Genomic DNA, 25,952 nt, shown 5'->3' with positions numbered 1-25,952 from the left:
GCGCACATGGTACGTATGGGAGTCGACGTTATACGTATTACTTGGAGGCGGGACATGGCCGCGGGATACCTGGAGATCCTCAGGGCGAGGCATGCGGCGCGCCTGCTGACGGGGACGCTGGTGGGCCGGCTGCCGAACGCCACCGCGGCGATCGCGATCGTGCTGTTCGTCCGGGCGGAGGGCGGTACGTACAGCCTCGCGGGGGCTCTGGCGGCCGTCTACGGGGTCGCCAACGCCGTGGGGCAGCCGGTGCTGGGCCGCCTCGTGGACCTGCACGGCCAGCCCCGGGTGCAGCTCCCGGCCGCCGTGGTGTCGGCGCTCGCGATGGCCCTGTTCGCCCTCACCGGCACCGACCCGCTTCCGCTCGCCTACGCGGCCGTGGCGGCCGCGGGGCTGTTCACACCGCCGCTGGAGGGCGGTCTGCGGGCGCTGTGGCCGAGCGTGCTGCGCCGGCAGGACCAGGTGCACACGGCGTACGCGATGGACGCGGTGGCGCAGGAAGTCATGTTCACCGTGGGGCCGTTGCTGGTGACGCTGTGCGTGTCGCTGTGGTCGGCGCAGGCGGCGCTGGTGGTGCTGAACGTCATCGGGGTCCTCGGGGCCCTGTCGGTCGTGGTGTCGGCGCCCTCGCGCGCGTGGCGTTCGGGGCCGCGGGAGGCGCACTGGCTCGGTGCGCTGCGCTCGCCCGGACTCCTGGCGCTGCTCGGGGCGTTCCTGTTCGTCGGGATGGCGCTCGGGTCCATCACGGTCGCTTCGGTGCCGTACGCGGACGAGCACGGCGGGGACGCGGTGTACGGCTGGCTGATGGCCGGGATCGGTCTCGGGGCCCTGGTGGGCGGCACGGTGTACGGGGCGCGGCAGTGGGCCGGTGAGCCGGCGCGGCGACTGCAGGTCCTGGTGGGGTTCCTGGCGGTGTGTTACCTGCCGCTGACGCTGATGCCGGGCGCGGTCGCGATGACGCTGCTGATGGTCCTTGCGGGTGTGTTCCTGGCGCCCGTGATCGCCTGTGCCTTCGTCCTGGTCGACCGGCACGCGCCGGCCGGGACGGTCACGGAGGCCTTCTCCTGGGTGGTGACGACGTTCACCGTCGGCGCCTCGGTCGGAACGGGGCTCGCGGGCCCGGTCGTCGAGGGCGGCGGGGCGCTGTGGGGCTTCGCCGTGCCGAGTGTCGCGGGGGGCGTGTCCCTGCTGGTTCTGCTGGTCACGGGAGGCGTCCTGTCAGCTCCCGCCGGGCGGGTGGTGGTTGCGTCTTCATCGGAAAATGATCCAAACCGTGCGGCCGAACCCCGTTTCAGCTCGGGGGATCGGGCGTAATGTTCAGTCATGGACCGCCGCATTTTCGGGCTGGAGAACGAGTACGGCGTCACGTGTACGTTCAGGGGACAGCGGCGCCTGTCTCCCGACGAGGTGGCGCGGTACCTCTTCCGCCGTGTCGTGTCATGGGGCCGCAGCAGCAATGTCTTTCTGCGAAACGGCGCACGCCTCTATCTCGACGTGGGCTCACATCCGGAATACGCGACACCCGAATGTGACAACGTGACCGAACTGGTCACCCACGACAAAGCGGGCGAGCGCATTCTCGAAGGACTCCTGGTGGACGCCGAACGACGCCTGCACGAGGAAGGAATCGCGGGCGACGTCTACCTCTTCAAGAACAACACGGATTCGGCCGGCAACTCCTACGGCTGCCACGAGAACTATCTCGTCGCCCGCCACGGGGAGTTCTCCCGGCTCGCGGACATTCTCATTCCGTTCCTGGTCACCCGCCAGCTTCTGTGCGGTGCCGGCAAGGTGCTGCAGACCCCGCGGGGCGCGGTCTACTGCGTCAGCCAGCGGGCCGAGCACATTTGGGAGGGCGTCTCCTCGGCGACGACCCGGTCCCGGCCGATCATCAACACGCGCGACGAGCCGCACGCGGACGCCGAGCGCTACCGCCGCCTGCACGTCATCGTGGGCGACTCGAACATGTCCGAGACGACCATGCTGCTGAAGGTCGGCGCGACCGACCTGGTGCTGCGCATGATCGAGGCGGGCACCGTGATGCGCGACCTGACCCTGGAGAACCCGATCCGGGCGATCCGCGAGGTCAGCCACGACATCACCGGCCGGCGCAAGGTGCGTCTGGCCAGCGGCCGGGAGGCCTCCGCGCTGGAGGTGCAGCGCGAGTACTTCGAGAAGGCCGTGGACTTCTGCGAGCGCCGGGGCATCCGCACCGGAACCGTGGAGCAGGTCCTGGAGCTGTGGGGCCGCACGCTGGACGCGATCGAGGCGGAGGATCTCGACCGGATCGGCACCGAGATCGACTGGGTCATGAAGTACAAGCTCATCGAGCGGTACCGGGCCAAGCACAACATGACCATGTCCCACCCGCGGGTCGCGCAGATAGACCTCGCGTATCACGACATCCACCGCCGTCGTGGGCTGTACTACCTCCTGGAGAAGAAGGGTCAAGCAGCCCGTATCTGCAACGACTTGAAGATCTTCGAGGGCAAGTCCGTGCCGCCCCAGACCACTCGGGCCCGGCTGCGCGGCGACTTCATCCGCAGGGCCCAGGAACAGCGCCGGGACTTCACCGTCGACTGGGTCCACCTCAAGCTCAACGACCAGGCGCAGCGCACGGTGTTGTGCAAGGACCCGTTCCGGTCGGTGGACGACCGGGTGGAGAAACTGATCGCCGGAATGTGAGCAGTGCGTTCCGCGTCACCGCCGGAACGCAACACGGGCGCCGTACGTTTCCCGTACGGCGCCCTTCGCACGCCGTAGAGTTGCGCGCACGCCATCAACAAGATCGACCGATTACGAGGCCCCCACCGTGCGCCGACGCTCCCTTCTCATCGCCGTTCCCGCAGGACTGGCCACACTCGCCGCTTGCGGTGACGACAAGTCCGACTCGAGCAAGGCGAGCGACAGCACGTCACCCTCGCCGTCGTCCTCGGTCTCCCAGGCGCCGCCGCCGAAGATCGTCGACGGCCCGCTGCCCGCGGTCACGGCGGGCACGAAGTTCGGTGAGAAGCCGACGGTCGCCAAGGGCACCGGCGATCCGTCGAAGGACCTCGCGGTCAAGACGCTCATCGCCGGCGGCGGCACCACCATCGCCGAGGGCGACTACGTCCAGGCCCACTACCTGGGCCAGATCTGGAACACGGCCAAGGTCTTCGACAACTCCTACGACCGCAAGACGGCGCTGGTGATCCAGCTCGCGCAGAACAGCATCATCGACGGCTGGCGGTACGCCCTGACGGGCAAGAAGGCCGGCAGCCGGGTCATGTTCTCCGTGCCGCCCACCTGGGGTTACGGCAAGGAGGGCAACGCGCAGGCGGGCATCAAGGGCACCGACACGCTGGTGTTCGTCGTCGACGTCCAGGACACCTTCAACGCGAAGAGCTCCGCCAAGGGCAAGAACGTCGCACAGGGCGACGCCAAGCTGCCCAAGGTCGGCACCAACACCGACGGCAAGGCCCCCTCGATCGAGATCCCCAAGGTCGACGCGCCGACCAAGCTGGTGTCGGAGTACGTCATCGAGGGCGACGGCGACGAGGTCGCGGCCGACAGCACACTGCTCGTGCAGTACAAGGGCGTGGTGTGGGACACCGGCAAGGAGTTCGACTCGACGTACAGCCGCAAGCAGCTCGCGTCGTTCTCGCTCCAGCAGGTCGTCAAGGGCTGGGCGCAGGGTCTGACCGGCAAGAAGGTCGGCAGCCGGGTGCTGATCTCCATCCCGCCGAAGCTGGGCTACGGCGACAACCCGCCGGCCGGCAGCGGTATCGAGAAGGACTCCACGCTGGTCTTCACCGTGGACATCCTCGCGAAGATGTGACGCACGGGGGACATGCGCGCAGGTCCCCGTGGCGGGGATGTAAGACTGGTCCCTGTTGCCTTTCCGTGAACAAGCAGGAGCGAGTGACGTGAGCATCGACAAGCCCGAGATCGACTTCCCGGGCGGCGAGCCCCCGGCGGACCTGGAGATCAAGGACATCTGGGAGGGCGACGGCGAGGTTGCGCAGGCCGGCCAGACCGTCACCGTCCACTACGTGGGCGTGGCCTTCAGCACCGGCGAGGAGTTCGACGCGAGCTGGAACCGTGGCCAGCCGTTCCGCTTCCCGCTGGGCGGCGGCCGGGTCATCAAGGGCTGGGACCAGGGTGTGCAGGGCATGAAGGTCGGCGGTCGCCGCCAGCTCACCATCCCCGCCCACCTGGCCTACGGCAACCAGAGCCCCACCCCGGCGATCAAGCCCGGTGAGACCCTGATCTTCGTGGTCGACCTCCTCGGCGTCTGATCGTCGTACCGGAGTCACCGGAGAAGTCGTAAAAGATCCTGTCGCGGTCTGATCGTCGTACGGCATCCGACCGGACCTGATCGAGCAGGGCCCATGCCTGTCCGGGCATGGGCCCTCGGCTTTTGCCTTGCTCCTCCGGGGCGGTACGGTCATCGTCCGTAAGCACATAGGGAGGCGAAGGGCGTCGATGGCCATTGCCAAGGCCGAGCGGCTGATGAACCTGGCGCTGTGTCTGCTCGGGACGCGACGGCCGCTGAGCAAGCGCGAGCTCAGGGAGTCCATCGAGGCCTACCTGGAAGCCAATTCCGACGACTCCTTCAACCGGATGTTCGAGCGCGACAAGGACGATCTGCGCGAACTCGGGCTGGTGATCGAGACCGTTGAGAACCTCGACGGCGAAGTCGGCTACCTGGCCCGCCGCGACAGCAACCGGCTGCCGCCCATCACCCTCGACGCCGAGGAGGCCGCCGCCCTCGGGCTGGCCGCCAAGGTGTGGCAGCAGGCCCGGCTCGCCGGCGCGGCCAGCGGCGCGCTGCAGAAACTGCGCGCGGCCGGGCTGCCCGAGGACGTCGACCCGTACGAGGCGCACGGCGCCCTCGAGCCGCGCATCCCGGTGCACGAGGCGTCCTTCGAGCCGCTGATGCTCGCCTGCCGTGACCGCCGCCCGGTCGTCTTCGACTACCGCAAGGCCACCGCCGCCCGTCCCGAGCCGCGCCATGTCGAGCCGTGGGCGCTGGAGTGCTGGCGCGGCCACTGGTACCTGGCCGGATTCGACCGGGACCGGGGTGCCGAGCGGGTCTTCCGGCTCTCGCGGATCACCGGCAAGGTGCGTTCGCGCGGGGCGCGGTTCACCGCCCCGGTGCCCGACGTCGTCACCGTGCGGGAGACCGTGGCGAGCTGGGCGGGGGAGACCGCCGACCGCAGCGCGCTGATCCGGTTGCGCACGGGTGCCGGTTACCCCTTGCGGGCGAAGGCCACCGCGGTGCGGGAACTGGGCGACGGCTGGGACGAGTTGGAGATTCCGTACGGCCACGGGCTGGACGCCTGGCTGGTCGAGTTCGGTCCCGACGTGGTGGTCCTGGAGCCCGCCGAGCTGCGGGCCGACGTGGTGGACCGGCTGCGTGCCGTGGCCAAGGGCTGAGGGGGAGCGGAAGAGAACTGTGGCAGGCAAACCGGTCAGGCCCACGAACGCCATCGACCAGACCCGGCGGATGCTCTCGCTGGTGACCTATCTGAAGGAGCGTCCCGGCGCACGGGTCGAGGACGTGGCCCGCGCCTTCGGGATCACCGAGGACGAGCTGGTCTCCGACCTCGATGTGCTGCCCATGTGCGGCACCAGCTTCCGCGGCGGCGACCTCCTCGACATCGACACCGACGGGGAGCGGATCTGGTGGCACAACCCCGCCGCCCTCGGCGAGGAGACGGCCGAGCCGCTCAGGCTCGCCGCCGACGAGGCCACCGCGCTGCTGGTGGCCGCCCGCGCGGTCGCCACCCTTCCCGGCCTCCGGGAGGGCGACCGACAGGCACTGCTGCGGGCCACCGCCAAGGTGGAGACCGCGGCCGGTGAGACCGCCGGGGCCAGCGCCCGCCTGTCGGTGACCTTCGAGTCCGAGGGCGGCGTCTTCGCGGACGTCGACCGGGCCATCTCCGAGCGCCGACGGCTGTGGATCCGCTACTACTCACCCGCCCGCGACGAACTCACCGAGCGTGAGATCGACCCGATCCGGCTGGTCAGCGTCGGCCACACCTATGTCGAGGCCTGGTGCCGCCGCTCCGAGGCGCGCCGCACCTTCCGCCTCGACCGGGTCGCCGAGATCAAGATCCTCGACGAGCCGTCCGCGCCGCCCGAGGTCGAGCTCAGGGACCTCTCGGAGGGGCTCGTGCAGCCCGCGGCCGAGGACCCCGAGGTGGTCGTCGAGGTCGGCCCCGGCGGGCGCTGGGTCGCCGAGTACTACCCGCACGACAGTGCGGATGAGCTTTCCGACGGCGGGCTGCGTATTACCCTGCGCACCCCCGACCCGGCGTCGCTGCGCAGGCTGGCGCTCCGGCTCGGCCGCGACGGCCGCATCGTCTCGCCGCGCGGCCTCGCCGACAGCGCCCGCGAGGCCGCCCGCGAGGCCCTGGCGGCCTACGACGGGGTCGAGGCGCAGGGCGCGCACGCGGCGGACGCGGAGCACGACAGGCAGGACGACGGTCCGTACGACAGGCAGGAGCAGGGGCTTTGAGCGAGTCGGCGACGTCCGGTGAGGGCATCACGGTGGCTGCCGCCTTCGCGGGGATGAGAAGCGCGGCTCCGGTGACCTTCAGGGCGGGCTGCCCGGACTGCCGGGAGCGGTTCGAGCTGGCCGCCGGCGCGCTCCGCCTGGCCATCGGCGCGAGCAGCCGCACCACCTTCTACTCCTTCACCTGCCCCGAGTGCGGAGCGGCCGTCCGCAAGCCGGCCGGTGAGCGGATCGTGGAGCTGCTGACCGGCGGCGGGGTCCGCACGCTGCGCCTGCACTCCACCCTCTAGGCTCGGTGCCATGTTCTGGCCGATGTTCGCGGTAGCTGTGGGTTTCGTGGGTCTCGTCGTGCTCGGGGTGCTCGCCGTGCGGGTCTTCCTGGAGGCGCAGCGTCTGGGGCGCCAGGTCACCGACTCCGCGCGGCGTATCAGCAGGGCAGCGGAGGATCTGGAGCGCGCGGCGGTGAGCACGGCCCGTTCTGTGGACTCGCTGTGAGTACGGCTGAGAGTTGGGTGTGAGTAGGGCACCGCATGCGTTTTGGGCCACTTCGACCTGTCATCGTGGCAGGGTCGGCAGGTACGCTGCTGGTCGCGGACCGGATAACGAGGCTCGGCCGCGAACCGGGAGTACGCACAGGGATTGCCAGGCGTTCACCCCTGAGCGTTACGATCGCTGCCAGCACGACTGATCGGACACTTGTCCGATCAGTCGGACAGCACCCCACAAGCCGCCTCGGTGAGAAGGTAAAGACTTATGTTCGGAAGGCTCGGCGCCCCCGAGATCATTCTCATCCTCGTCGTCATCATCCTGCTGTTCGGCGCGAAGAAGCTTCCCGACATGGCGCGCTCGCTCGGCAAGTCCGCTCGCATCCTCAAGAGCGAGGCCAAGGCGATGAAGGAGGAGGGCGGCAGCAACACGGCCACCCCGGCCGGCCCGCCCACCACCGACGAGCAGAACCCGGCTCAGCGCACCATCCAGGCCGCCCCCGGCGACGTGACGAGCTCGCGCCCGGTCACCGAGCCGACGGACACGACCAAGCGCTGACGCGGGGCCGGTGACCACCGGCCCGCCCGCACGAGATGGGAACGTGGGTTGCTCAAGTCTGCCCGCAGAGAAGAGAGGGATCCCGAGGGGCGGATGCCTCTCGCGGATCACCTTCGTGAGCTCCGCAACCGGCTCGCGAAGGCGATGCTGGCCATCGTACTTGTCACGGTCGTCGCCGCCTTCTTCTACAACGACATCATCAACTTGATCACCAAGCCGATCCTCGACTCGGTCGGCTGTGACAAGTCCTTCGCGGAACTGGCCAAGTCGACCAAGTCGACCAAGCCCTGCGCCGAGATCACGATCAACGGCCTGCTCGCGCCCTTCACGCTCGCCCTGAAGGTGTCGCTGATGGCCGGTGTCGTCGCGGCCTCGCCGGTGTGGCTCTACCAGCTCTGGGCCTTCGTCGCCCCCGGCCTGCACCGGCACGAGAAGAAGTACGCCTACGCCTTCGTCGGCACGGGCGCCCCGCTGTTCCTCATCGGCGCCTACTTCGCCTACACGGTCCTGCCGACCACGGCACAGGTGCTGATCGGCTTCACCCCGGGCGGCACCTCCAACCTGCTGCCGCTGGACGACCTGCTCGACCTCGTCCTGCGCATGGTGCTGGTCTTCGGCCTCTCCTTCGAGCTGCCCCTGCTGCTGGTCTTCCTCAACCTCACCGGGTTGATCACCGGCAAGCGGATGCTCGGCTGGTGGCGCGGCATGATCATGGCCATCACGGTGTTCGCGGCCGTCGCCACGCCGAGCACCGACCCGCTGACGATGCTGGCGCTGGCCGCGCCGATCTGGGTCCTGTACTTCGCGGCGACCGCCTTCTCCCTGCTCAACGACCGGCGCAGGCGCCGCCGCGATGCCGAGGGCCCCGACGACGACGAGGCCTCCGACCTGGACCTGACCCCCGAGGACATCGGCGAGGTCGAGACCGTCTCCGCCAGCCGGGCGTTGCCCGAGCAGGCCGCCACGGACCGGGTCAACGGTTATGACGACGTGACCTGACGACCGGGGAGCGGATCGTAGGGTCACTTCCGTGACCAGCGAGATCACCCTCTTCGTCAACCCCACCGCAGGGCGCGGCCGGGGCGCCCACGCGGCGCAGCCGGCCGCTTCCGCGTTGCGGGCGGCGGGCTTCGCCGTGCGGACCGTACTCGGCGAGGACGCCGCCGACGCCCTCGCACGCGCGCGTGCCGCCGTCAGGGACGGCACCGGCGCCCTCATCGCGGTCGGTGGCGACGGCATGGCCAACCTCGCCCTGCAGGCCGTCGCGGGCACGAGCACCCCCTTCGGGCTGGTCGCCGCGGGCACCGGCAACGACTTCGCCCGCGCCCTCGGGCTGCCGGTGTGCGACCCCGCCGCCGCGGGCCGGCTGATCGCCGACGCCCTCAAGGAGGGCCGGATCCACGACACCGACCTGGGGCGGGTCGGCGACCACTGGTTCGGCACCGTCCTCGCCTCCGGTTTCGACTCCCGCGTCAACGACCGCGGCAACCGCATGAGATGGCCCGCTGGGCGCCTCAAGTACGACCTCGCGATGCTCGCCGAGCTGGCCGCCTTCCGGCCCCTCCCGTACCGGATCACGCTCGACGACGGCCGGGTCCACGAGGTCGAGGCGACCCTGGTGGCGGTCGGCAACGGATCGTCGTACGGCGGCGGCATGCGGATCTGTCCGGGGGCGGACCTCACCGACGGGCTGTTCGACATCACCGTGGTCGGCGACTGCAGCCGTACGACCCTGCTGCGGGTGTTCCCGAGCGTGTACCGCGGCACCCACGTCGACCATCCCAAGGTCACCGTGCTGCGGGCGGCGAGCGTCGGGATCAGCGCGGCGGACGTCACGGGGTACGCGGACGGCGAGCCGCTCGGACCGCTGCCGCTGAGCGCGCGCTGCGTCCGCGGGGCGGTGTCCGTGGTGGGCCCTTGAACTGCGCGAAGGGCGGGTTTCACGGACCCCGATCCGGATAATGATCGTCCTGTTGTCAGTGCTGCCGGGTACGCTCGAAAGCACGATGACAGAGGACCTCTCACCGGCCGAGCGGTACGCGGCAGCCCGCCTGCGGGCAGCCGAGCAGGCCACCGCGCTCGCGGGCTTCCGCGAGATGTACGACTTCGGTCTCGACCCCTTCCAGATCGAGGCCTGCAAGGCGCTCGAGGCCGGCAAGGGCGTGCTGGTGGCCGCCCCCACCGGCTCCGGCAAGACGATCGTCGGCGAGTTCGCCGTCCACCTTGCCCTGCAACAGGGCAAGAAGTGCTTCTACACCACCCCCATCAAGGCGCTGTCCAACCAGAAGTACGCGGACCTGAGCCGCCGTTACGGTGCCGACAAGGTCGGCCTGCTCACCGGCGACAACAGCGTCAACTCCGACGCCCCCGTGGTCGTGATGACCACCGAGGTCCTGCGAAACATGCTGTACGCGGGCTCGCAGACCCTCCTCGGCCTCGGATACGTGGTCATGGACGAGGTGCACTACCTCTCCGACCGCTTCCGGGGCGCCGTGTGGGAGGAGGTGATCATCCACCTCCCCGAGTCGGTGACCCTTGTGTCGCTGTCGGCGACCGTGTCCAACGCCGAGGAGTTCGGCGACTGGCTCGACACCGTCCGCGGCGACACCCAGGTGATCGTCTCCGAGCACCGGCCCGTGCCGCTGTTCCAGCACGTGCTCGCCGGACGGCGGATGTACGACCTGTTCGAGGAGGGCGAGGGCAACAAGAAGGCCGTCAACCCCGATCTCGCGCGGCTGGCCCGCATGGAGGCCCAGCGGCCGTCGTACCAGGACCGCAGGCGCGGCCGGGCGATGCGCGAGGCCGACCGGGAGCGCGAGCGGCGGCAGCGGTCGAAGGTGTGGACGCCGAGCCGGCCGGAGGTCATCGAGCGGCTGGACGCCGAGGGCCTGCTGCCCGCCATCACCTTCATCTTCAGCCGCGCCGCCTGCGAGGCCGCCGTACAGCAGTGCCTGTACGCGGGACTGCGGCTGAACGACGACGAGGCGCGGGGCAGGGTGCGCGCCCTCGTCGAGGAGCGCACCGCGTCCATCCCGACCGAGGACCTCCACGTCCTCGGGTACTACGAGTGGCTGGAGGGCCTGGAGCGCGGCATCGCGGCCCACCACGCGGGCATGCTGCCGACCTTCAAGGAGGTCGTCGAGGAACTGTTCGTACGCGGCCTGGTCAAGGCCGTGTTCGCCACCGAGACGCTCGCGCTGGGCATCAACATGCCCGCGCGTTCGGTGGTGCTGGAGAAGCTCGTCAAGTGGAACGGCGAGCAGCACGCCGACATCACCCCCGGCGAGTACACCCAGCTCACCGGGCGGGCCGGGCGGCGCGGCATCGACGTCGAGGGCCACGCGGTCGTGCTGTGGCAGCGCGGCAGCAGCCCCGAGCACCTGGCGGGACTCGCCGGCACGCGCACGTACCCGCTGCGCTCCAGCTTCAAGCCGTCGTACAACATGGCGGTCAACCTCGTGGAGCAGTTCGGGCGGCACCGCTCGCGCGAGCTCCTGGAGACGTCGTTCGCACAGTTCCAGGCCGACAAGTCGGTCGTCGGGATCTCCCGGCAGGTGCAGCGCAACGAGGAGGGTCTCGACGGCTACAAGGCCTCCATGACCTGCCACCTCGGCGACTTCGAGGAGTACGCGCGGCTGCGCCGCGAACTCAAGGACCGGGAGACGGAGCTGGCCCGGCAGGGTGCCTCCCAGCGGCGGGCCGAGGCGGCCGTGGCGCTGGAGAAGCTCAAGCCGGGCGACGTCATCCACGTGCCGACGGGCAAGTACGCCGGTCTCGCGCTCGTGCTGGACCCGGGCCTGCCCGCCGGGCGGTCCAACGGCCACCGGGGCTTCGAGCACCACGACGGTCCGCGACCGCTGGTGCTGACCGCCGAGCGGCAGGTCAAGCGGCTCGCGTCGATGGACTTCCCGGTGCCGGTCGAGGCCCTGGAGCGGATGCGGATCCCCAAGTCCTTCAACCCGCGCTCGCCGCAGTCCCGCCGGGACCTGGCCTCCGCGCTGCGCACCAAGGCCGGGCACATTCCGCCGGAGCGGGCGCGGAAGCAGCGGTCGCAGGCCGCCGACGACCGCGAGATCGCGCGGCTGCGGACGGCGATCCGGGCCCACCCCTGCCACGGCTGCAACGACCGTGAGGACCACGCCCGTTGGGCCGAGCGCTACCACCGGTTGCTGCGTGACACCTCGCAGCTCGAGCGGCGCATCGAGGGGCGTACGAACACCATCGCGCGGACCTTCGACCGGATCGTGGCCCTGCTGACCGAGCTGGACTACCTGCGCGGCGACGAGGTCACCGAGCACGGCAAGCGGCTGGCCCGGTTGTACGGCGAGCTCGACCTGCTGGCCAGCGAGTGCCTGCGGGAAGGCGTCTGGGAGGGGCTCGCCCCCGCCGAACTCGCCGCGTGCGTGTCGGCGTTGGTGTACGAGTCCCGGGTGGGCGACGACGCCATGGCGCCCAAGCTGCCGTCCGGGAAGGCCAAGGCGGCGCTCGGTGAGATGGTGCGGATCTGGGGTCGGCTGGACGCCCTGGAGGAGGACTTCCGGATCAACCAGGCCGAGGGCGTCGGGCAGCGGGAGCCGGATCTCGGGTTCGCCTGGTCCGCGTACATGTGGGCCTCGGGGAAGGGGCTGGACGAGGTGCTCCGGGAGGCGGAGATGCCGGCCGGGGACTTCGTGCGGTGGTGCAAGCAGGTGATCGACGTGCTGGGGCAGATCTCGGCGGCGGCGCCGGTGTCCGGGAACGGGGGGTCCACGGTCGCGAAGAACGCGCGCAAGGCCGTTGATCTGTTGCTGCGGGGGGTCGTGGCCTACTCGTCGGTGGGGTGACGGCTTCGGGGGCGGGTGCGGGTGCGTGGGGGCCGGTCGCGCAGTTCCCCGCGCCCCTGCAGCCTCAGCTCGACCCGCGTTGCAGAAAGCCGCGCCAGCCTCCGTATGACGTGATGTCCTCGGCGTCCTCCAGGGCGCTCGGTTCGCACAGGAAGCCGGGGACGTGGGTGCCGTCCGACAGGGCCACCCTGCCCAGGGTCATCGGGCGGGGGAGGGCCGTCAGGAGGTGGCCCAGGGCCTCCGCGGGGAGACGCCACACCTCCGCCTCGATCTCGGCGCCGCCCTCGCCCACGTGGACCAGGCCCGGCTTCGGCGGGTCCGTGCGCAGGGCGTGCAGCCGGTAGACCGGGGCCGTGGTGGTCGTACGGTCGTAACGGGCGCCCAGGGACAGGAGTTGGGGATTCAACGGCTGGCCCGTCAGGTGGGCGCCGACCACCGCGAGGCGGGTCTCCGGCCGGAGCAGGCCCGCGATCCTCGCCAGGCGCTCGTCGGTGTGCGCCGGGCCGATCAGCATCACGCCGAACGGCAGGCCGTGCACCTCGCCCGCCGGGACGGCGACCGCGGCCAGTTCGAACAGGTTCGTGGAGTTGGTGAAGCGGCCCAGGCGGGCGTTGGCGCCCAGGGGATCGGCGGCGACCTCGGCGAGGGTGGGGTGGCCCGGGGTCGTCGGCAACAACAGCGCGTCCGCGTCGGCCAGTTCGGTAAGCGCCCGGGTGCGGAGAGCGGCCAGCCGGTCCAGGTCCGCGTAGAGCTGATGGGCCGGGAGGTCGCGCGCCCGGGTGATGATGGCGGCGACCGTGGGGTCGAGACAGTCGTCCACCGCGGCCGTCGCCTTGTCGACAAAGGCTCCCACCGCCGTGTAGCGCTCGGCCACGAACGCGCCCTCGTAGAGCATCGCCGCCGCCTGCGTGAACGGCGTGAGGTCGAGTTCGCGGACGGACGCGCCGGCCGTGACGAGGTGGTCCACCGCCGTCTCGTACGCCTGCGCCCAGCCCTCGTCCAGTTCGCCGAGCTGCTCACGGGCGGGGACCGCGATCCGCCAGGGGCCGGGGCGGCGTCCGGGCAGGGCCGGGGCGGTGCCCGTCGCCATGTGGGAGAGCGCCTGCTCGGCCTCCGGGAGGGTGCGCGCGAAGACGGTCACGCAGTCGATCGAGGCGCACGCCGGGACGACCCCGGCCGTGGGAACCAGGCCGCGGGTGGGCTTCAGACCGACGATGCCGTTGAAGGCGGCCGGGACGCGGCCCGAGCCCGCCGTGTCGGTGCCGAGGGCGAAGTCGACGATGCCCAGCGCCACCGCGACCGCCGAGCCGGCACTGGAACCGCCGCTCACCCTCGCCGGGTCGTACGCGTTGCGGACCGCGCCGTACGGGGAGCGGGTGCCGACCAGGCCCGTCGCGAACTGGTCCAGGTTCGTGGTGCCCAGCACGATCGCGCCCGCCGCGCGGAGACGGGCGACCACCGGGGCGTCGGCCTCGGGACGGTAGGCGTACGACGGACAGCCCGCCGTGGTGGGCAGGCCCGCCACGTCGATGTTGCCCTTGGCGGCGAACAGGCGGCCCGCGAGGGGGAGCCGCTCGCCCCTCGCGAGCCGTTCGTCGACCGCCCGGGCCTCCTCCTCGACCTCCTCCCGCGGGCGCAGGTCGATCCAGATCTCGGGGCGGTCGACGGCCTCGACACGGTCGTAGGCGGCACGGACCCGGGTGACGGTGCTGGACATGGCTCGCTCCTCCTTCAGTGGGCGGGCGGGGCCAGGACCAGCAGTGCCGTGCCCGCCTCCACCTGGTCGCCCGGTCCGGCCAGGATCTCCGCGACGACACCGGCCGCCGGTGCGTGCACCCTGGACTCCATCTTCATCGCCTCCAGGGCGAGGAGCGGCTGTCCGGCCGTCACCTCGTCGCCCGGCTGGACGTTCACCTGCCAGACCGAGGCGGCGAACTCGGCCTCGATCAGACGGCCTCCCGCGGGGACCGCGATGTCGGCCGGGGCGGTCGCCGGCGGGGCCACCGACTCGGCCCGGGCGAACTCGCCCGCCGCCTCCCACGCGTCCCGCTCCGCGGCGAACGCCGCCTGCTGGCGCACCCTGAACTCGGCTATGGCATCGGCGTGTTCGGCGAGGAAGCCCTGGTACTCGGCGAGCGAGAAGGTGCCCTCCTCGATGCGGGGCACGAAGCGGCCGGAGATGATGTCGGCGCGCAGCTCCAGGAGTTCGTCCGCGCTCACCGGATACCACCTGATGCGGTCGAAGAAGCGCAGCAGCCAGGGCGAGCCCGGCTCGAACGCGCCGCGCTGCCGCCACGGCGACCACACCTGGGTCGTACGGCCCACGAACTGGTAACCGCCGGGGCCCTCCATGCCGTAGACGCACAGGTACGCGCCGCCGATGCCGACCGAGTTCTCGGCGGTCCAGGTGCGTGCCGGGTTGTACTTCGTGGTCACCAGGCGGTGGCGCGGGTCGAGGGGGGTGGCCACGGGGGCACCCAGGTAGACGTCGCCCAGGCCGAGGACGAGGTACTCCGCGTCGAAGACCGTGCGGAAGACGTCGTCCACCGAGCTCAGGCCGTTGACGCGGCGGATGAACTCGATGTTCCACGGGCACCAGGGGGCGTCGTCGCGGACGCCCGCCATGTAGCGGGCGATCGCCTCACGGGTCGCCGGGTCGTCCCAGGAGAGCGGGAGGTGGACCGTGCGGGAGGGGACGACCAGTTCGTCGGACGGGGGCAGGGCCCGGGCGATCTCCCTTACGGCGGCGAGGAGTTGGTGCTGGGGCAGCCGGTCCGGGGCCGTGCGGATCTGGAGCGAGCGGATGCCCGGGGTGAGGTCGGTGACGCCGTCCAGGCCGAGCGCGGCGACCGCCTCCATCAGCGCGTGGACGCGCAGGCGCAACGCCAGGTCCAGTTGCATCGGGCCGAACTCGACCAGCAGGTTGTCGTCGCCGCTGCGCCGGTACGTCACGTCGCCGTCGCGGGCGAGGATGCCGCCGTCCACGATCGCCGGGCGCGCCGAGCCGTCGGTGCGCACCGGCACGAAGCGGACCGTGTCGCCGGGGCGGAGCTGGCCCAGTTTCCAGCGGTCGGTGCTGACGACGGTCGCCGGGCACACGAACCCGCCCAGCGAGGGCCCGTCCGGGCCCAGCAGCACCGGCATGTCGCCCGTGTAGTCGACCGCGCCGACCGAGTACGGGGTGTCGTGGATGTTGGAGGGGTGCAGGCCGGCCTCGCCGCCGTCGGCGCGGGCCCAGCGCGGCTTGGGGCCGACCAGGCGGACTCCGGTGCGGGCCGAGTTGAAGTGGACCTTCCACTCGGCGGCGTAGAAGTCGTGAACGTCCTCCTCGGTGAAGAACTCCGGTGCGGCGTGCGGGCCTTCGACGGCGGCCAGGTGCCAGGCGGAGGTGAAGGAGGGGCGCTCCGCGACGGGCGTTCCCTCGGCGCGACCGCCTCCGTGCAGCACGTCGCCCGTCCGCAGCGCCCGTCCGCCGTGTCCACCGAAGCGGCCCAGCGTGAAGGTGCTCGCGCTCCCGAGGAAGGCCGGGACGTCGAGGCCGCCCGCGAACAGGACGTACGTCCGCAGGCCGTGCTCGGCGGGTGTGCCGACCGCCAGGACACCGCCCGCGGGCACGGTCACCGGCTCCCACTGCGGCACCGGCGTGCCGTCGACGGTGACCGGTGCCCCAGCGCCCGTCACGCAGACGGTCGTGGGGTGGGTGAACATCAACGACGGTCCTCGCAGGGTGCATTCGAGGCCGGGAGCGCCTTCCGGGTTGCCCAGTGCCCGGTTGCCGAGCCGGAAGGAGCGGTCGTCCATCGGGCCGCTCGGGGGCACGCCGACCTGCCAGTAGCCGGTGCGGCCCGGCCAGTCCTGGACCGTGGTGAGGGTGCCCGCGGCCACCACCTCGATGCGCGGGGTGGGGTCCCGCACCCCGGAGAGGGTCGCCGTGGAGTGGGCGGCCTCCCTGAAGGCGGGGTCGGCGAGCGCCGCCCGGACCAGGCCCAGGTTGGTCTCGATGCCGTCGACACGGGTGCGCGCCAGGGCCTCGTCCAGCCGTCGCAGCGCGTGGGCGCGGTCCGGGCCGTACGCGATGACCTTCGCGAGCATCGGGTCGTACGACGTCGTCACCTCGGTGCCGGTCTCCACCCAACTGTCGACGCGGACCCCGGTGGGGAAGTCGACCCGGGTCAACAGGCCGGCGCTGGGCCGGTGTTCGCGGGAGGGGTCCTCGGCGTAGAGGCGGGCCTCGACGGCGTGGCCGCGCGGGGGGCCCGGTTCGCGGACGACGTCCCGCTCGCCCCGGGCCAGGCGGAGCATCCAGGCGACCAGGTCGACGCCGTAGATCTCCTCGGTGACCGGATGCTCCACCTGGAGACGGGTGTTGACCTCCAGGAAGCAGGCCTCCTCGCGGGCGGCGTCGTACACGAACTCGACGGTGCCCGCGGAGCGGTAACCGACGGAGGCGCACAAGTCGCGTGCACTCGCGCTGAGTTGTGCGCGGACGTGTGCGGGGAGGTCCGGTGCCGGGGCCTCCTCCACGACCTTCTGGTTGCGGCGCTGGAGGGAGCAGTCGCGGTCGCCGAAGGTGACGACCGTGCCCTCGCCGTCGCCGAAGACCTGCACCTCGACATGGCGGGCGTCCTCGACGAGCCGTTCGAGGAAGACACCCGCGGAGGAGAAGGAGGCGGCGGCGACGCGCTGCACCCGGTCCCAGGCGTCGGTCAGTTCGCCGGCGGAGCGGCAGGCCGACATGCCGATGCCGCCGCCACCGCCGGTGGCCTTGAGCATGACCGGGTAGCCGATGGCTCCGGCGGCGGCGAGGGCCTCGTCGAGCGAGGGCAGCAGGTCCGTCCCCGGCGCCAGCGGCACCCCGGCCGCCTGCGCCGCGGCCCGGGCCGTGTGCTTCGCGCCGAACAGCTCCAGTTGGGCGGGGGTCGGGCCGACGAACACGATCCCCGCGTCCTCGCAGCGGCGGGCGAAGGCGGCGTCCTCGGACAGGAAGCCGTAACCGGGGTGGATCGCGCCCGCGCCGGTGTCCTTGGCCGCCTTGAGGACGAGGTCGGCGTCGAGGTACGACTCCTTCGCTGGCGCCGGGCCGAGGCGTACGGCCGTGTCGGCGAGGCGGACGTGGGGTGCGGCCCGGTCGGCGTCGGAGTACACGGCTACGGTGCGCAGGCCCAGGTCGCGGGCGGTGCGGAGGATGCGGACCGCTATCTCGCCCCGGTTGGCGACGAGGAGGGTGTCGAAGGTCATGCGTCGGCTCCGGGGGTGGGGGCCGTGGGCCGGGGGGCGGGGGCAAGGCCGGTGGTGGCGGTGGCGGTCGCGGTGGCCGTGGGAGTGGTCCGGGTCTCCGTGGGGGTGGCCGGGGTCTGCGTGGAGCTGATCGTCATGGCGACGGGGGTGGGGTCGAAGCCGTTGCAGGGGTTGTTGATCTGGGGGCAGTTGGAGACGAGGACGAGGACGTCGCGTTCGGCGCGCAGGGTCAGGGAGAGACCCGGGGCGGAGATGCCGTCGACGATGCCGAGGGTGCCGTCCTTCTCGACGGGGACGTTCATGTACCAGTTGATGTTGGAGACGAGGTCGCGCTTGCCGAGCCCGTACCTCGCGCCCTCGGCGAGGAAGTTGTCCACGCACGCGTGCTGCGACCAGGTGTGGTGGCCGTAGCGCAGGGTGTTCGACTCCTTGGAGCAGGCGCCGCCGACCGTGTCGTGGCGGCCCACGTCGTCGGCGGTGACCGTCATCAGCGGGGTGTGCTCGTTGGACATCAGCACGCTGCCCGTGGTGAGGAAGATGCCGCCCTGCGCCTGCACGGTGTCGGGGGCGCTGTAGCGGACGGCCGTGTCGTGGGCGTCGTAGACGAGGAAGTCGACGGCCTGGTTGCCGTGCAGGTCGGTGACGGTGAGCGTCTCGCCCGCGCGGACGACGGACGACCAGGCGGCGCGGGCCGGAACGACGGTCTTCATGCGCGTCCCTTCGAAGCGAGGAAGTCGGCGGTGTTGAGGAAGGCGCGGCGGCCTTCGGGGGTGGCGTCCCAGAGGGGATCGTCGGCGCGGGTGGGGGCGGCGCGCCAGGCGAGGACCTCCAGCGGGGTGCTGACGTAGTCGGCGCGGGGGTCGGCGGGGTGCGGGACGTTCGCGATCAGCACCGTCACGTCCTGTTCGGCGCGGAGGGTGACGGCGGCGCCGGGGCCCGCGGAGCCGGTGAAGCCGAGGGTGCCGTCCTCGTGGATGCGTACGCCCTGGAAGAAGGAGAGGGAGGGCGGGAGATCGCGGGGTGCGAGGCCGTTCTTCGCGGCCGCCAGCTTGAAGAGCTCGCGGCCGGCGGGGGAGGGGCTCTGGGGGGTGCCGTCGCCGTAGCGGGCGGTGTTGCGGGCCAGGGTGGAGGTGCCGCACAGGGCGTCGTGCCGGCCGGAGGTGTCGGCGACGAGGCTTGCGAGGACGCGGCCCTGGTCGGAGAGGAGGAGTTGGCCCTCGCCGAGGTAGGCGTTCCACTGCACCTTGACCGTGTCGGCGACGTTCAGACGCTCCCAGGGGCGGCCCTCCGCGTACAGCAGGAGGTGGGCGCAGGCGTCTCCGTGCAGGTCGGTGAGGCGGAGTTCGGTGCCGCGGGCGAGGGCGCGGTGGGTGTAGTTGCCGCCCGCGACGGTCTCCGCCCATACGAGGGGGCCGGGCGCGGGGGGTGGCTCCGGCCAGTCGCCGGCCGGGACGACGGGCATGGCCTCGGCCCTGGTGCCCTCCTGGGCGCGGGCGCGGGCGTGGTCTCGGGCTCCGTACGTGGTCTCTGTGGCCATGGCGGACCTCCGGCTCCGGGGGGTGTTTCTGTCGCTTGACAGAAATTAGGGGTGGGGTTGGTCGGGGGGATTGCTCGGGTGTTGCGGTGGGGTTACTGGGGGCTCACCGGTTGCTGCGCTGGGGGGGGGTGGGGTGCGTTGTCGGGTGCGGGGCGGTGGGGGGAAGGGCGGTGCGTTGTCGGGTGCGGGATGGTGGGGGCTGGTCGCGCAGTTCCCCGCGCCCCTGGGGGTTGGGGTGGGTCGGGGTGTGGTGGTTGCTCCGGGGGGCTTCGCGGCCCTGCATCTCCCGGTCCCGTCTCCGTGGGTGTCCGGTGCTCGGGGGCGGTGTGCGAGGATCGAACGCATGGGTGTGTCAGGTGGGTCCGCGGCGGCCGGGCGGCGGGTCGGGCGGCCGCGGGTGGCGCGGCGGCCGGAGAGCGGGCTCGCGCCGCGGGAGGAACTCCTCGTAGCCGCCGCCGAGTTGTTCACCACCCTCGGGTACGCCGCCACCAGCACGCGGGCCGTCGCCGAGCGGGCCGGTATGCGCCAGGCGTCCATGTACCACTACGTCTCCGGCAAGGAGGAACTCCTCGCCGAGCTCCTGGAGTCCACCGTCACGCCCTCGCTGACGTACGCCCGTGAGCTGCTGGCGGACGACGCGGTCCCGGCGGCGGACCGGCTCCGGGAACTGTGCCGCGCCGACGTCGAGGTGCTGTGCGGTGGGCCGTACAACCTCGGCGGCCTCTACCTGCTGCCCGAGGTACGCGCCGAGCGGTTCGCCGGCTTCCATGCCGTACGGGCCGAACTCAAGGACGCCTACCGGCAGTTGCTCGCCGCGACGGCCGAGGGCGGCGCGCTCGCCAAGAGCGAGCTGGAGCTCCGTACGGACCTGCTGTTCGGTCTGATCGAGGGCGTGATCCTGGTCCGCCGCTCCGACCCCGAGCGGCCCGTCTCGGTCTTCGCCGAGGCCACCGCGGACGCTGCGCTGCGCATCGCCGGCATCCAGGACCAGCGCCCCGCCGGCACCTGACCTTCACTCCCCACGGTGAGGGGATTCGCACACCCGCACGCCATGACGCGCCGTGTTCGAGTGATGTCGGAGCGTGTAAATGACCCGAGAGTACTCCAGTCACAATGCCCGTTTCAGGCGCTTGCTGAATATGACACGGCGATGATCCGGTCGGACTAAGCTCGCCCGCAGCGCACCGAGTTGATGTGTATTCGTGCGCTTGTTCCCTATATGTGCGACTCCCCGTCGATACGTCTCAGAGGGCCCACATGGTGAGTGTTCAATCCCCCCCAGGACGCCGTGAACTGCCGTATGCGCGCGTGCTGTTGCTCCCCGCCATAGTCATGGCCGCGGTGACCGGGACCGGTGTCGCGCTGGTGCAGCAGCCGGCCAGGGCCGCAGTCGGCTGGTGCGGTGCCGTCGCCACGCTGCTGGTGATCGCGGTGGCGGCCGAGGCCGTCCGGCGCGGTCGTGAACTGCGTGAGCAGCGGCAGGAGCACATCCGTCACACGGCGCATCTGCAGCAGCGCATCGCCGAGCACGAGCAGGACATGATCCGGTTCGCCAAGGAGATCGCGCCGGCCGCGCTGGACTGGCTGCGCCGCGGAAGTTCCCCCGGAGAGGTGATTCGCCGCCTGGGCGAGTTCGACCCCGCGTGGGCGAACCTGCCCGAGCCGCAGATCCGGTTGCTCAAGACGGTGCTCACCATCGTCGACACCGAGGAGATCATGCGCGACGCCGCGCAGCGCTCCTTCGTGAACATCGCCCGGCGCGTGCAGGCCATCGTCCACCAGCAGGCCAACGAACTGCGGGAGATGGAGGAGGACCACGGCCGCAACCCCGAGGTCTTCGACGACCTCCTGCGCATCGACCACGGCACCGCGCTGATCGGCCGGCTCGCCGACTCCATCTCCGTCCTCGGCGGCGGCCGCCCCGGCCGCCAGTGGCCCGAACCCGTCGCGCTCTACAGCGTGCTGCGCGGTGCCATGTCGCGGATCCTGGAGTACCGGCGCATCGACCTGTCCTCGATCGCCAAGGTCAACGTCAAGGGCACCGCCGTCGAGCCGGTCATCCACGCCGCGGCCGAGCTCCTCGACAACGCCACGCGCTACTCGCCGCCCCAGAGCAAGGTGCACGTCACCGCCACCGAGGTGCAGACCGGCGTCTGCATCGAGATCGAGGACGCGGGCGTCAGCCTCAGCGAGGAGGCCCGGCTGCGGGCCGAGGGCATGCTGGAACGGGCCAAGGCCGGCGTGGACTTCCAGGACCTCGGCGAGTCGCCGCGCCTCGGCCTCGCCGTCGTGGGTCGGCTCTGCCAGGCGTACGACATGCAGGTCTCGCTGCGTGCCTCCGCGTACGGCGGGGTCCGCGCGATCCTCGTCGTGCCCAGCGACATGCTCACCGACGAGCCCGGTGTCGGACTCGCCCACGGCATCGGCGCCACCGCCGTGCCCAAGGCCGAACTCGGCGCCCTGCCCGGTCCCAAGCGCACCATCAAGAAGCGCCGCCCGACCAGCCCCAAGTTCACGACGCCGGTGTCCATGGAGGACGACGTCCCCGAGGTCACCGAGTGGACGGCCAACGGGCTGCCCCAGCGCCGCAGCCGGGTCAAGACCTCGCTCACCCAGCGCTACGCCGAGCAGGCCGAGATCGAACGCGCCGAGCGGGAAGGCCGCCCCACCATCTGGTCGACGGCCCAGCGCGAGCCCGAGCCGGAGCCGAAGCCGGACGACACCCCGCCGGGCCTGTGGGTCCAGGCGTTCATGGACGGCCTCAAGCGCCCCACCTCTTCCGCAGTCACCCAGCCGACCGACGAACCGGCCCGTACCGAGGCCGAAGACGAGGGGAACCTCAAGTGATCCAGCAGCGAGGCAACTTCGACTGGATGCTCCAGGACCTCGCCAAAGGCGTACCGGGCATCCAGATGATCGTGGTGCTCTCCGCCGACGGCCTGCGCATCGCCCGGCACGGCGGGGACCCGGACACCGCCGACCGCGTCGCCGCCGCCTGCGCGGGCCTGCAGAGCCTGGCGGGCGCCGTGGCCGGGGAGATCCCGGGCAGCGACGGCAAGATGAAGATGGTCCTCATCGAGATCCACGGGGGCTACTTCTACCTGATGGCCGCCGGCCCCAACGCCTACCTCGCGGTGCTCTCCGACATCATCACCGAACCCGGACACATGAGCGCCCGCATGAGCGACCTGGTCGTCCGCATCGGCGCGCACCTGACGAGTCCGCCCCGTCGCAACGGGCAGACCGTATGACTCCTCCACAACGCCGACGGCGATTCCCCAAGGCCAGTCCGGAACCGACCACCCCGCCACCCCCACAGGAGGGCCAGAACCCACCCGAGGGACCGAAGAAGAACCCCGAGCGGCTGTACGTCATCACCGGCCCCGACGGAGCCGAGCGCTCGGAGCTCGACCTGGTCACCTTAATCGTGGCGCACGCCGACCCACCGCCCTCCGCCACGCCCGAACAGGCGGCGCTGCTCAGGCTCTGCACGGCCCCGCTGTCCGTGGCCGAGCTGTCCGCCTATCTCAGCCTGCCGTTCAGCGTGGTGACCGTCCTGCTCACCGAGCTGCTGACGGCCGAACTGGTGACGGCGCGCGCCCCTGTGATCCGGCAGGCGCTGGCCGACCGTTCCCTCCTCGAAGCGGTGATGCATGGACTTCAAAGGCTCTGACACCATCCCCGGTCCGCGAACAGAGGACCACCTCCCCCAAACCGCCGAGGCCGCGGTCAAGATCGTCATCGTCGGCGGCTTCGGCGTCGGCAAGACGACCATGGTCGGCTCGGTCAGCGAGATCAAACCGCTGACCACCGAGGAGACCATGACCCAGGCCGGCATCGGGGTCGACGACAACTACGGCTCCGAGACCAAGACGGCCACCACCGTGGCCATGGACTTCGGCCGCATCAGCATCACCGAGCAACTGGTGCTGTACCTCTTCGGCACCCCCGGCCAGGAACGCTTCTGGTTCCTGTGGAACGGCCTGTTCGAAGGCGCACTCGGCGCGGTGGTCCTGGTGGACACCCGACGCCTCGAAGTCAGCTTCGACGTCATGGACCGCCTGGAGGAACGGGGCGTTCCCTTCGTCGTGGCCGTCAACACCTTCCCGGACGGCCCCCGCCACGCCATCGACGACCTGCGCGCCGCGCTCGACCTCAGCGAGGACATCCCCATCGTCGAGTGCGACGCCCGCCGACGGGCGTCCAGCCGGGACGTGCTGATGACCTTGATGCGGTTCCTTCATTCACTGGCGGTGGAGAAGGCGCCTGTGTGAGGCGGGACCCCACTGCCATACCCCCCGTCCCGTTCGCAGCACTCGTGCCGGGGCGACCCGTGACTTCCCTCAGACCAGATCGATTTCAGCTCCGGAGCGACCATCGTGACGCCTGAACCCTTTACCCCGGCCGGTACGTACGACCCCGCGGGACCCCCGCCCGGCTGCCCCGCGCACGGCATCGGACCCGGCGGACTGCGTCGGCTGTACGGCGCCGGGGCGGAGGACCTGGAGGCCCTGTACGAGGAACTGCGCACCGAGCACGGAACCGTGGCCCCCGCGCTGCTCCACGACGACGTGCCGATCTGGGTGGTGCTCGGACACAGCGAGAACATGCACATGGTGCGCACCCCCTCGCACTTCAGCCGTGACACCCGGCTGTGGGGCCCCATGCAGGACGGCACCGTCAAGCCGGACCACCCCCTCATGCCGCACCTCGCCTGGCAGCCCCTGTGCTCCCACGCCGAGGGCGACGAGCACCTGCGCCTGCGCGGCGCGGTCACCGGGGCCATCTCGACCATCGACCACCGGGGCATCCGCCGTCACATCAACCGCGCGACCCAGCATCTCGTCAACAGGTTCTGCGAGCAGGGCAAGGCCGACCTGGTCAGCCAGTTCGCCGAACGCCTGCCGATGATGGTGATGTGCGAGATCTTCGGCATGCCCGACGCGTACAACGACCGGCTCGTGGCGGCCGCCCGCGACCTTCCCAGGGGCACCGAGACGGCCATCGAGAGCAACGCGTACATCATGGACGTCCTCACGCGGCTCACCGTCCGCCGCCGGGCCGCACCCGAGGACGACTTCACGAGCCACCTCATCAACCACCCGGCGCGCCTCACCGACGAGGAGGTCAGCCAGCACCTCCGGCTGATCCTCATCGTGGCGTACGAGAGCACCGCCAACCTCCTCGCCAACGTCCTGCGGGTGGTGCTCACCGACCCGCGGTTCCGCGCCCAGCTCAACGGCGGCCAGATGACGGTGCCCCAGGCGGTCGAGCAGTCCATGTGGGACGAACCGCCGTTCAGCGCCATCCTGGGCTACTTCGCCAAGCAGGACACCGAGTTGGGCGGCCAGCGCATCCGCAGGGGCGACGGTCTCGTCCTGGGCATCGCGCCGGGCAACGTCGATCCGCGCGTCCGTCCCGACACCAAGGCCAACATGCAGGGCAACCGCTCCCACCTGGCCTTCAGCGGAGGCCCCCACGAGTGCCCGGGTCAGGACATCGGCCGTGCCATCGCCGACGTGGGCGTCGACGCGCTGCTGACCCGGCTTCCGGACGCGGAACTCGCCTGCGACGAGGACGAACTGGAGTGGGAGGAGACCATCTCCAACCGGCATCTGATCGACCTGCCGGTGAAGTTCGTCCCCAAGCCCCAGCAGGACGTCATGGCGCGACCGGCGCACCGGATGCCGTCCCAGCGCGCCGCGGACTGGCAGATCAGCACCCCGCTGCCGCAGGCAGCCACACCGGAGACGAGCATGCCGGCTCCCGTACCGACGCCCGAACCGACCGGACGTCCCGGGGTCCTGCAGCGTCTCCTGCGCTGGTGGCGTGGCGAGTGAGCCGGGCACACCGGGGCTATCCGGTCGCCCACTCCTCGTAGGAGGACCAGGCCCGCAGCACGCGCGGGCTCACGAACCGGTGCTCGCGTCCCGTGATCGGATCGGTGAACTCCAGTACACGCGCCAGCAGTTGCAGCGGGCGCCGGAAGTCGCCGGCCGTCACGGGGGCGGTGACCACCGGATAGAGGGGGTCACCGAGGATGGGCACGCCAAGAGCGCTCATGTGCACCCTCAGTTGGTGCGTCTGCCCGGTACTCGGTGTCAGCCGGTACCGGGCCAACCCGCCCCGGTGCTCCAGCAGTTCGACCCGGCTGACGGCATTGGGCTCGCCCTCGACCTCCCGGGCCGCCAGGATGCCGCGCTCCTTGACGATGCGGCTGCGCACGGTACGGGGCAGGGGCAGAGCAGGATCGTAGGGGGCCACGGCCTCGTACTCCTTGGTCACCCGCCTGTCCCGGAACAGCGACTGGTAGGCGCCGCGCTCCTCGGGCCGTACGGTGAACATCACCAGGCCGGCCGTCAGCCGGTCCAGCCGGTGCGCGGCGCCCAGCGTCGGGATGGCCAGGTCCCGGCGCAGCCGTGCCAGGGCCGTCTCGGCGACATGGCTGCCGCGCGGGGTGGTGGCGAGGAAGTGCGGCTTGTCGGCCACCACCAGGTGTTCGTCGCGGTGCACGATGTCGATCGGGAACGGCACCCGTTCCTCGTCGGGCAGCTCGCGGTGGAACCACACGGACGTCCCGGGCACGTAAGCCGAGTCATGTGTCACCGGACGTCCGGTGGCGTCCACGATCTGCCCCGTCTCCAGCATCCCGTCGATCACGTCGGCCCCGGCCGCGAGCCGTGCCACGAGATGATCCCGTACGGTCGCCCAGGCGTCGCCGGGCGGCAGCCGCACCCGCACCGGATCGACCCCGTCGCGCTGCGGCAGGGGAGGGGGCGGGGGCGGCGTACGGCGTCTCATCACGATCAAG

The 25,952-nt window shown here is 71.3% G+C and carries 23 protein-coding genes; 18 read left to right on the top strand and 5 right to left on the bottom strand.

Annotated features, from left to right (window positions below; translation table 11 throughout):
* Positions 1 to 54 precede the first annotated feature (54 nt).
* From ACZ66S_RS24865 to ACZ66S_RS24810, 12 genes are all read left to right on the top strand, one after another.
* On the top strand, positions 55 to 1,314 hold the full coding sequence (locus ACZ66S_RS24865) for an MFS transporter (protein ID WP_469903711.1): 1,260 nt from the start codon (positions 55 to 57) through the stop codon (positions 1,312 to 1,314).
* A gap of 9 nt (positions 1,315 to 1,323) precedes the next feature.
* Positions 1,324 to 2,685, top strand: a complete 1,362-nt coding sequence (pafA, locus tag ACZ66S_RS24860) for a Pup--protein ligase (RefSeq protein ID WP_121404192.1) — start codon at positions 1,324 to 1,326, stop codon at positions 2,683 to 2,685.
* A 127-nt stretch (positions 2,686 to 2,812) separates the two neighbouring features.
* Positions 2,813 to 3,817, top strand: a complete 1,005-nt coding sequence (locus tag ACZ66S_RS24855; RefSeq protein ID WP_469903710.1) for an FKBP-type peptidyl-prolyl cis-trans isomerase — start codon at positions 2,813 to 2,815, stop codon at positions 3,815 to 3,817.
* An 88-nt stretch (positions 3,818 to 3,905) separates the two neighbouring features.
* Positions 3,906 to 4,277: an FKBP-type peptidyl-prolyl cis-trans isomerase gene (locus ACZ66S_RS24850; RefSeq protein WP_020117713.1), complete on the top strand. Its 372-nt coding sequence runs from the start codon at positions 3,906 to 3,908 to the stop codon at positions 4,275 to 4,277.
* A gap of 187 nt (positions 4,278 to 4,464) precedes the next feature.
* A complete protein-coding gene (locus tag ACZ66S_RS24845; protein ID WP_468374915.1) occupies positions 4,465 to 5,418 on the top strand; it encodes a helix-turn-helix transcriptional regulator in 954 nt (317 codons plus the stop codon).
* A 19-nt stretch (positions 5,419 to 5,437) separates the two neighbouring features.
* Positions 5,438 to 6,502, top strand: a complete 1,065-nt coding sequence (locus ACZ66S_RS24840) for a helix-turn-helix transcriptional regulator (RefSeq protein WP_469903709.1) — start codon at positions 5,438 to 5,440, stop codon at positions 6,500 to 6,502.
* Complete coding sequence (locus tag ACZ66S_RS24835) at positions 6,499 to 6,789, top strand: hypothetical protein (protein WP_469903708.1); 291 nt, start codon at positions 6,499 to 6,501, stop codon at positions 6,787 to 6,789. The genes ACZ66S_RS24840 and ACZ66S_RS24835 overlap by 4 nt, the downstream gene beginning before the upstream one ends.
* 10 nt (positions 6,790 to 6,799) lie before the next feature.
* Positions 6,800 to 6,994 (top strand): hypothetical protein, encoded by a 195-nt coding sequence (locus ACZ66S_RS24830; protein ID WP_356592705.1) that lies wholly within the window; start codon positions 6,800 to 6,802, stop codon positions 6,992 to 6,994.
* 258 nt (positions 6,995 to 7,252) lie between these two features.
* The gene (gene tatA / locus ACZ66S_RS24825) at positions 7,253 to 7,543 is read left to right on the top strand and encodes a Sec-independent protein translocase subunit TatA (RefSeq protein ID WP_359035312.1); all 291 of its coding nucleotides are present in this window, start codon (positions 7,253 to 7,255) and stop codon (positions 7,541 to 7,543) included.
* Positions 7,544 to 7,591: 48 nt separating this feature from the next.
* Positions 7,592 to 8,542, top strand: coding sequence for a twin-arginine translocase subunit TatC (gene tatC / locus ACZ66S_RS24820; protein ID WP_469903707.1), 951 nt, complete (start codon positions 7,592 to 7,594; stop codon positions 8,540 to 8,542).
* Between the two features lie 31 nt (positions 8,543 to 8,573).
* The gene (locus ACZ66S_RS24815; protein ID WP_469903706.1) at positions 8,574 to 9,464 is read left to right on the top strand and encodes a diacylglycerol kinase; all 891 of its coding nucleotides are present in this window, start codon (positions 8,574 to 8,576) and stop codon (positions 9,462 to 9,464) included.
* Between the two features lie 40 nt (positions 9,465 to 9,504).
* Complete coding sequence (locus ACZ66S_RS24810) at positions 9,505 to 12,366, top strand: DEAD/DEAH box helicase (RefSeq protein WP_469903705.1); 2,862 nt, start codon at positions 9,505 to 9,507, stop codon at positions 12,364 to 12,366.
* 64 nt (positions 12,367 to 12,430) lie between these two features.
* On the opposite strand, the gene atzF is transcribed toward ACZ66S_RS24810, so the two are convergent.
* Genes atzF through ACZ66S_RS24790 form a run of 4 tightly spaced genes read right to left on the bottom strand, consistent with a single transcriptional unit; the run spans position 12,431 to position 19,141 of the window.
* Entirely contained in the window at positions 12,431 to 14,083 is a 1,653-nt protein-coding gene (atzF, locus tag ACZ66S_RS24805; RefSeq protein WP_469903704.1) for an allophanate hydrolase, read from the bottom strand.
* A 14-nt stretch (positions 14,084 to 14,097) separates the two neighbouring features.
* Positions 14,098 to 17,604 carry a 5-oxoprolinase/urea amidolyase family protein gene (locus ACZ66S_RS24800; RefSeq protein WP_469903703.1) on the bottom strand — a complete coding sequence of 1,169 codons (3,507 nt, stop codon included), beginning with the start codon at positions 17,602 to 17,604 and terminating at the stop codon, positions 14,098 to 14,100.
* Positions 17,601 to 18,314, bottom strand: a complete 714-nt coding sequence (locus ACZ66S_RS24795; RefSeq protein WP_469903702.1) for an urea amidolyase associated protein UAAP2 — start codon at positions 18,312 to 18,314, stop codon at positions 17,601 to 17,603. Before ACZ66S_RS24795 ends, ACZ66S_RS24800 begins: the two co-directional genes overlap by 4 nt.
* Positions 18,311 to 19,141, bottom strand: coding sequence for an urea amidolyase associated protein UAAP1 (locus ACZ66S_RS24790; RefSeq protein ID WP_469903701.1), 831 nt, complete (start codon positions 19,139 to 19,141; stop codon positions 18,311 to 18,313). Before ACZ66S_RS24790 ends, ACZ66S_RS24795 begins: the two co-directional genes overlap by 4 nt.
* Positions 19,142 to 19,484: 343 nt before the next feature.
* On the opposite strand from ACZ66S_RS24790, the gene ACZ66S_RS24785 reads away from it, so the two are divergent.
* The 6 genes from ACZ66S_RS24785 to ACZ66S_RS24760 all read left to right on the top strand — a co-directional run bounded on the left by ACZ66S_RS24785 (position 19,485) and on the right by ACZ66S_RS24760 (position 24,981).
* Positions 19,485 to 20,150, top strand: a complete 666-nt coding sequence (locus tag ACZ66S_RS24785) for a TetR/AcrR family transcriptional regulator (protein ID WP_469903700.1) — start codon at positions 19,485 to 19,487, stop codon at positions 20,148 to 20,150.
* Between the two features lie 248 nt (positions 20,151 to 20,398).
* Positions 20,399 to 21,988: a sensor histidine kinase gene (locus ACZ66S_RS24780; RefSeq protein WP_469903699.1), complete on the top strand. Its 1,590-nt coding sequence runs from the start codon at positions 20,399 to 20,401 to the stop codon at positions 21,986 to 21,988.
* On the top strand, positions 21,985 to 22,392 hold the full coding sequence (locus ACZ66S_RS24775) for a roadblock/LC7 domain-containing protein (protein WP_007380839.1): 408 nt from the start codon (positions 21,985 to 21,987) through the stop codon (positions 22,390 to 22,392). The genes ACZ66S_RS24780 and ACZ66S_RS24775 overlap by 4 nt, the downstream gene beginning before the upstream one ends.
* The gene (locus ACZ66S_RS24770; RefSeq protein ID WP_469903698.1) at positions 22,389 to 22,814 is read left to right on the top strand and encodes a DUF742 domain-containing protein; all 426 of its coding nucleotides are present in this window, start codon (positions 22,389 to 22,391) and stop codon (positions 22,812 to 22,814) included. The genes ACZ66S_RS24775 and ACZ66S_RS24770 overlap by 4 nt, the downstream gene beginning before the upstream one ends.
* On the top strand, positions 22,795 to 23,415 hold the full coding sequence (locus tag ACZ66S_RS24765) for a GTP-binding protein (protein WP_469903697.1): 621 nt from the start codon (positions 22,795 to 22,797) through the stop codon (positions 23,413 to 23,415). Before ACZ66S_RS24770 ends, ACZ66S_RS24765 begins: the two co-directional genes overlap by 20 nt.
* Before the next feature lie 105 nt (positions 23,416 to 23,520).
* Positions 23,521 to 24,981: a cytochrome P450 gene (locus tag ACZ66S_RS24760; protein WP_469903696.1), complete on the top strand. Its 1,461-nt coding sequence runs from the start codon at positions 23,521 to 23,523 to the stop codon at positions 24,979 to 24,981.
* A 16-nt stretch (positions 24,982 to 24,997) separates the two neighbouring features.
* Here ACZ66S_RS24760 and ACZ66S_RS24755 read toward each other — a convergent pair whose 3' ends face one another.
* Complete coding sequence (locus ACZ66S_RS24755) at positions 24,998 to 25,942, bottom strand: RluA family pseudouridine synthase (protein WP_469903695.1); 945 nt, start codon at positions 25,940 to 25,942, stop codon at positions 24,998 to 25,000.
* Positions 25,943 to 25,952: the final 10 nt, after the last annotated feature.

It is taken from the genome of Streptomyces sp. NPDC107471 (assembly GCF_055582845.1).
The sequence above is the reverse complement of the archived record's forward strand: the minus strand, read 5'-3'. Positions and strand labels throughout refer to the sequence as shown.

Bases quoted from the DNA above. Each gene is read 5' to 3' on its own strand.
- ACZ66S_RS24785 (WP_469903700.1), top strand. From the start codon at position 19,485: ATGGGTGTGTCAGGTGGGTCCGCGGCGGCCGGGCGGCGGGTCGGGCGG.
- ACZ66S_RS24845 (WP_468374915.1), top strand. From the start codon at position 4,465: ATGGCCATTGCCAAGGCCGAGCGGCTGATGAACCTGGCGCTGTGTCTG.
- ACZ66S_RS24800 (WP_469903703.1), bottom strand. From the start codon at position 17,604: ATGACCTTCGACACCCTCCTCGTCGCCAACCGGGGCGAGATAGCGGTC.
- ACZ66S_RS24765 (WP_469903697.1), top strand. From the start codon at position 22,795: ATGGACTTCAAAGGCTCTGACACCATCCCCGGTCCGCGAACAGAGGAC.
- atzF (WP_469903704.1), bottom strand. From the start codon at position 14,083: ATGTCCAGCACCGTCACCCGGGTCCGTGCCGCCTACGACCGTGTCGAG.
- pafA (WP_121404192.1), top strand. From the start codon at position 1,324: ATGGACCGCCGCATTTTCGGGCTGGAGAACGAGTACGGCGTCACGTGT.
- ACZ66S_RS24830 (WP_356592705.1), top strand. From the start codon at position 6,800: ATGTTCTGGCCGATGTTCGCGGTAGCTGTGGGTTTCGTGGGTCTCGTC.
- tatA (WP_359035312.1), top strand. From the start codon at position 7,253: ATGTTCGGAAGGCTCGGCGCCCCCGAGATCATTCTCATCCTCGTCGTC.
- ACZ66S_RS24770 (WP_469903698.1), top strand. From the start codon at position 22,389: ATGACTCCTCCACAACGCCGACGGCGATTCCCCAAGGCCAGTCCGGAA.
- ACZ66S_RS24810 (WP_469903705.1), top strand. From the start codon at position 9,505: ATGATCGTCCTGTTGTCAGTGCTGCCGGGTACGCTCGAAAGCACGATG.
- ACZ66S_RS24790 (WP_469903701.1), bottom strand. From the start codon at position 19,141: ATGGCCACAGAGACCACGTACGGAGCCCGAGACCACGCCCGCGCCCGC.
- ACZ66S_RS24780 (WP_469903699.1), top strand. From the start codon at position 20,399: ATGGTGAGTGTTCAATCCCCCCCAGGACGCCGTGAACTGCCGTATGCG.
- ACZ66S_RS24755 (WP_469903695.1), bottom strand. From the start codon at position 25,942: ATGAGACGCCGTACGCCGCCCCCGCCCCCTCCCCTGCCGCAGCGCGAC.
- ACZ66S_RS24795 (WP_469903702.1), bottom strand. From the start codon at position 18,314: ATGAAGACCGTCGTTCCGGCCCGCGCCGCCTGGTCGTCCGTCGTCCGC.
- ACZ66S_RS24865 (WP_469903711.1), top strand. From the start codon at position 55: ATGGCCGCGGGATACCTGGAGATCCTCAGGGCGAGGCATGCGGCGCGC.